This is a genomic window from Salmonella sp. NW38, assembly GCF_051807745.1.
Taxonomy (GTDB): Bacteria; Pseudomonadota; Gammaproteobacteria; order Enterobacterales; family Enterobacteriaceae; genus Salmonella; species Salmonella enterica.
This window is the reverse complement of record NZ_JAMMTO010000020.1, coordinates 1-5,881: the sequence shown is the minus strand read 5'-3', so window position 1 is coordinate 5,881 and position 5,881 is coordinate 1. Positions and strand designations below refer to the sequence as shown.

At 40.9% G+C, this 5,881-nt stretch carries 3 protein-coding genes and 3 pseudogenes; 2 read left to right on the top strand and 4 right to left on the bottom strand.

What is annotated here, in order from left to right:
* A pseudogene (locus tag NA624_RS22780) lies at positions 1-109 on the top strand (glycosyltransferase); the annotation flags it as partial.
* Positions 99-1,553, top strand: a complete 1,455-nt coding sequence (locus tag NA624_RS22775) for a hypothetical protein (protein ID WP_001545165.1) — start codon at positions 99-101, stop codon at positions 1,551-1,553. The pseudogene NA624_RS22780 and the gene NA624_RS22775, both read left to right, overlap by 11 nt.
* Before the next feature lie 88 nt (positions 1,554-1,641).
* On the opposite strand, the gene NA624_RS22770 is transcribed toward NA624_RS22775, so the two are convergent.
* From NA624_RS22770 to NA624_RS22755, 4 genes and pseudogenes are all read right to left on the bottom strand, one after another.
* Positions 1,642-2,823 carry an IS4 family transposase gene (locus NA624_RS22770; protein ID WP_001276202.1) on the bottom strand — a complete coding sequence of 394 codons (1,182 nt, stop codon included), beginning with the start codon at positions 2,821-2,823 and terminating at the stop codon, positions 1,642-1,644.
* Between the two features lie 98 nt (positions 2,824-2,921).
* Positions 2,922-4,102, bottom strand: a pseudogene (locus NA624_RS22765) (IS256 family transposase).
* 87 nt (positions 4,103-4,189) lie between these two features.
* A complete protein-coding gene (locus NA624_RS22760) occupies positions 4,190-5,776 on the bottom strand; it encodes a hypothetical protein (RefSeq protein WP_000969798.1) in 1,587 nt (528 codons plus the stop codon).
* A pseudogene (locus tag NA624_RS22755) lies at positions 5,773-5,881 on the bottom strand (glycosyltransferase); the annotation flags it as partial. The pseudogene NA624_RS22755 and the gene NA624_RS22760, both read right to left, overlap by 4 nt.

The following is a 5,881-nucleotide window of genomic DNA, read 5'->3' as shown; positions in this document are numbered from 1 at the left end:
CATCCAGCTAATCGGCATTGGTGTACTCGGCGAGTATATCGGAAGAATTTACATTGAAACCAAAGCAAGACCTAAATATATTTTGAAGGGGAAGAATAGTGTTAAATAAAAGCACGGTGGCTTTATATTTGATCTTCTCATTATGCGTTTTCGCGCTTTGCCTTTATATTTCCTTCAATAACCCAGTTACATCTGATGGAGCATCTTTATTTTTAGAAGCAAAAGATATGGCGGATGGAAACATTCTGCTACGAGGATGGACTCTTTCTACTGTATCGTTTTATTTCACTGAGGCGATATGGTATATGATAGTAATCAGGGTTTTTGGTGACAGTATATACCTGATGTATGTGTTACCAGCCGTATTCTACACGATTACTATTATGCTGGCCTTTGCTCTGTCACATACAGATGGGAAAATGAAGTGGTCAATCGCAGCGCTAATTCCATGCGTAATCATTTCATCTCCTATGGCGTCAACCATGACACTAGAGACATGTGTACATGTAGGAACTATCATATTTGCTCTGGTGTGCTTAAATATGCTTAGGTATGATAAACATACAACAATTAAACTGGCATGCGTCACGACTCTCACTGCTGCATCTGTATTCAGCGACTCGATATTCAACTACTATATCACTATACCGATAGTTGTTACTTTTATTGTTCATGTATTGATAAACAAAGACTTTAGCAAGTGGCGCTATGTATTTGCAGTTATTGTTGGTGTTGCCATAGCAAAGTTTCTTGCTTTAGTGGCAAATTATTTTGGTCTACTAAACACCCCCGGGACTCAACCTCCAGCATTTGTTAACTACGAGAATATACCATCTAACCTCAATCTTTTCATTGTTGGCATCATCCAGTATTTCGACGCCTTCATTTTCGGAAAACAGCTTTCTGCAAGCAATGTGATGATATTTAGTAGATTTGCAGTGATGATATTTTGGTTAGCTCTTTTAGTTGTAGCTATTAAAAACAGGTTTAAAGCTTCGTTTGTTGATACTGCATTATCCATTTCCTCAGTATTGCTACCAGCCGCATATGTAGCAAGTAATATGCCTGTAGACCTTGGCACTACAAGGTATCTGGTTTTCTCTTTTATTACTGGATCCGCTCTAATTGCACGTTATCTAAATTCACAAGCCGATCAAAGACTCTATGCTTTTGCTTCAACTATCATACTGATTTTTATTTTCATCCCAAGCGGAAGATACGAACTACCGAATTCGAGAGTACAAGATATTAGTAACTTTGTTCGTGATAATAACCTCGGTGATGGTTACGGCACATACTGGGTTGCGTCTGCCGTGACTCTGTTTAAAAACGGAGACGTAAGGCCAATCACGTTTACTGATGAAAACAAAGCGGTTAGGTTAAACTGGCTGTCCAATAAAGCATGGTACGGTTTTAAATCAAGATATATCGTCACAGAGTTCAAGCATGATATTGATAAAATATTAAACCAGTATGGACGGGAGGGGCATATAAAAGAGATTGATAACGCATATATAATTTACTATGATGATGCAAGGATTGTTATAGAGTAGTCAACAAGGAGCCTGTCCATAATTCTGTGTAACTGCAACTGTATTAAAGGTGATCGCTCTGGCGCTGAGGGATCCCCATAAATCAGTGCTAATAAACCAACACCATATTCTGGTAGGTTCTGGCGAGGTGATTAAGAACGGTGCTTAGCACCGTTTGTTTTAAAATTAGCGGGGAGTGTCGTAAGACATTCTCCGCTAACGTCAGATACGAGATTACACGCCGTGTTTTAATGCTATTGGCCTGGTACCTAAGATGTAACCCTTGATTTTCAGCGTGATAGCCGATAAGCCACAGCACTATTGTGCTCAGTGTTGCCAGTAGGCTCAGTACCAGCACTCTTTCTGCCGAACGGCTGTAGCTGGCACGCAGGCCGAACCCAAAACGTTCACTTTTTTCATCCCTGAAGTTTTGCTCAATCTGCATTCGGCGACTGTATAACTTCATGATTTCTCGCGGCTTAAAGTTGTTTGTGCTACTGAATATTAACCACGGTTCTTTTGCCGCCGAGCGGGCATCTTTTATCTGTGATGGTCTGGCTATACCACAGCGAGAGCATTTATTTTTCCGTCCTTTCGGCAAATAAAAATGACCATCGCATCGGGTATATTTTGATCGGGCAAGCATTCCCGGCCCCAGATATTCCGGTTTAGTACTGGCCTGCAATTCCTGACGCCGGAACCAGTATTCCCCCTTGCTGTCCAAACGCATCCGGACATTGCCTCTGATGCGTCCGATAAAATCCCAGCCGAGAGATTTTATGTGCCGGAACCAGTCATTTTGGAACCCTGCGTCCGTGACGATGATGACCCTTGCTTTTGGGTTTACCGCCTCGAAAAGAGTATTAAGAAAAGCTTGCTGTACCTTTGCGTTTTGCTGTTTTTCCGAAGGAACTATCCAGCTCAGCAAGGGTAGCGAACGTCCATCGCAAATCAGGCTGGCACGGAGTACGTGATACTCCTGAGAGGGATACCCGCTCCAGTCAACAGCGATGACGCACAGTGATAGTCGGTTCGTCAGCATGGAAATAATATTTCTGAAAATCAGGGGGATATCGTGATGAAGAGACACATTACCGAGCAAACGATCAACACGTTTTATTTTATTTTTGACCTGAGCAGTACCTGGTAAATAACGTCCGATACTGGTCAGCGTCAGAGATGCGCCATTGATAAGTGCGATGGTGGCGTCCAGCAAAGCATTTTGTCGATATTTGTGAAACGGAGCTAAAGCGCCGCAGAAAAAATTTTGACATACCTGGCGAGCAGACATAGAGGTGATCTCATTGAATTGGTTACACAAATCAGTAGATCACAAAACTCTATGTCTGTCTTTTTTTACCCGCCCATTACTGGGGATTCCTCAGCGCTCTAGCGGTCACCGACCTCAATAATAAAACGACTCATTGCCAGCCGCCAGTGCTGGATCGGCATACTCCACTTTTTTGAGACATCTTTGATCGCCAGATAAATAACCTTCCACACTGAGTCGTCTCCCGGGAATACCTTGCATTTCTTATCTCGGCCCGGATCACACTGTTCAGTGATTCGATAGCGTTTGTGGTGTAGATCGCCTGGCGGATATCCGGCAGGTAGCTGAATAATGTGTTCAGGTTTTCCCTGTGCGCACGCCTGCTTTTGCTGATCTGCGGGTATTTGTCGTCACACACGCCCGCGAACACATTCAGCATCATCAGCGCCGCCTCTTCGGTAAACCGTCTTCAGACCACTGGTGACCGCCTTGTAGTCTTTCCAGGACACGTATTTCAGGCTGCTACGTACTATATGGATGATGCACAGCTGGATATGGGTCTGCGGGTAGACGCTGTTTATCGCATCCGGAAAGTCTTTCAGGCCGTCCACACAGGCAATCAGGATGTCCTGAAAACCACGATTTTTCAGCTCCACCAGCACATTCAGCCAGAATGTTGCGCCTTCATTTTCGGTCAGCCACCTACCCGGCAGAGCTTTCTGGCCTTCGGTGTTGATACCCAGCGCCAGGAAGACAGTTTTGTTTATGACGCTGTCATTTTGTCGGATTTTTACGACAATGCAGTCCATGTAAACAATGGGATACAGCGCATCCAGTTACCGGTTTTGCCACTCCGTAGCCTGCTCTTTTAGGGCATCTGTGACTTTGGATATCAATGTGAGCGACACATCGGCATCGTACATTTCTTTGAAGGTGGCGGCGATTTTGCGCGTGGTCATGCCTTTGGCATATAGCGATAAAATCTGGCTGTCCATCTATGTGAGCCGCGTCTGGTTCTTCTTAATCAACTGAGGTTTGACGGTGTTTCCACGGTCACGCGGCGTGTTCAATTCAATCTCGTCATCACCGCAAAGCAGGGTTTTTGACGAGTAGCCAGTACGGATGTTTGAGCTTTATTGTGCGTGTTTTTTTCATGCCCGGGATGGTCGGTCAGTTCTGCATTGAGCGCAGTTTCGACAGTAAGCTTCGTCAGCATTCGGGAAAACTGGTTGAGATCGGCTTTGGTTTTAAGGCCTTTAGCCAGTTCAGCAGCCAGCGCTTTGAGTTTATTTTCGTCCATCATTTGCCTGTCTCCGTTGTCGGAATGAACATATCAAAAACAGGCAGATACACAATTTAAATTACAGTCTCTGAGGCGGAATTATAGTTAATTACACCACTTAGGCTTGCTCCATATTACAGGTCCTAACCATATTTTCCCTTCCGCACCGTTATACAATATTTTTCCGTTTTTACTCTTTAATTCTGACTCTATTATTTTATCCGCCTTGCCATCTTTTGTGTAATATAAAACCTCACCATTAATGCAGTACCAACTTGGTCTGGACAACCACGTTCTAGGAATTACAAATTTATTATAAGAGTCTGTGAGTTCAGAAGAGTGTACTTCTGCATCAATCGAGTTTAATAGTTGCATTCTCCAAAAATCCTCTCCATAAATATATGTTATTCCAGTTGACTTTACAATTGAAATAATTTTTTTATTTATTTCTGAATTCATATTGGATTTATTGTAACTAAAAGACTCTGCTTTTGTTGTATATAGTACTGGTGCTATTGCTGACATGCATATAGCCATTGCAATAGTTAATGAATATGAATATGTATTATTTTTTATATTACTTTTAAAAATTTTAAAAATGGTGGCAAATACAGAAATTTTTAGTATACAAGTTGCCCAGAAAATATGACGACCTTCTGGGTTGAGGCATGATATAAGTAGCAGTCCTAAAACAAAACCTGTAGCTCCCAATGCACATAACAGATCTAGTCGACAAATACTAGTTTTAGTTTTTCTGCCATCAATCAAAATGTGAAGAAATATTTTTAAGCCATATACAATAGTTGCAATAAATAAAAGTATATACAATAAGCCCATAAAGTAGAAAGGTGTCAATATTCCTATTGCGTTACTTCCAACAGCCAAGCTAGAGGATGAAGAGTACACCAGGATTGACTTTAAAATTATAAAAAGATTGTCAATTGCTTTATCTGGAGATATTAACAACGATGCTTGAGAATAGTCGACCTTGAGTGGGAAATGTCTGCCTAAAAGATAATCATTTGCCATCTTGCCGATAACAAAAGATACAGCTATAGATAACATTGACACAACTGAATTTTTTGATCTGAATATAATCAGTATGAATAAAATGAAAGGTGCTATAATAATCAAAGTTCTAATTGGCTGCTCTGCAGTCATTAGAATAACAGCAAGGGCAGAAATACACAAAAAACTCTTTTTGCTTTCTTGAATATATATGATAACCGGTAGGCATATCATAATAGAAAGTACTACATTCGAAAGATGCGATTCCTGACCAAGTAAAAAATCAATATCATCCATACCAAGCGGAATGAATAAGCAAGTTGATAGTAAAAGAGAAAAATATTTATTACCACAATATTTAGAGATAATTAGATTGCAAATATAAAACCAAACGCAGATCGCTATTGCACCGCCTATTGCATAAGCCTTATATCCTGAAAAACCAATGCAGTTGGCTAAGGCTATGAATGGGCTTATTTTTAGCATAATAAGTTGGTTGCCGTAGAAAAAATCATGTGGAAGTAAAACCCCTTCATCTCTTATGGCTGAAGCTAAAACTTGATATGCTGCTGAATCTGCGTGAAAAAAATTCGGATAAATATAAATGTGATGCACTAAGCCAATGGCAAGGCCAATAATGATTACAGATACATGCCAAAAATAATTTTTTTTAAATTCCATCATTTTATTTGACCAACTTTCTTAATGATATATTTAGGTCTTGCTTTGGTTTCAATGTAAATCCTTCCGATATACTCGCCGAGTACACCGATGCCGATTAGCTGGATA

Excerpts from the sequence above, each read along its gene's own strand:
- NA624_RS22770 (WP_001276202.1), bottom strand. The coding sequence starts at position 2,823 with ATGTCTGCTCGCCAGGTATGTCAAAATTTTTTCTGCGGCGCTTTAGCT.
- NA624_RS22760 (WP_000969798.1), bottom strand. The coding sequence starts at position 5,776 with ATGATGGAATTTAAAAAAAATTATTTTTGGCATGTATCTGTAATCATT.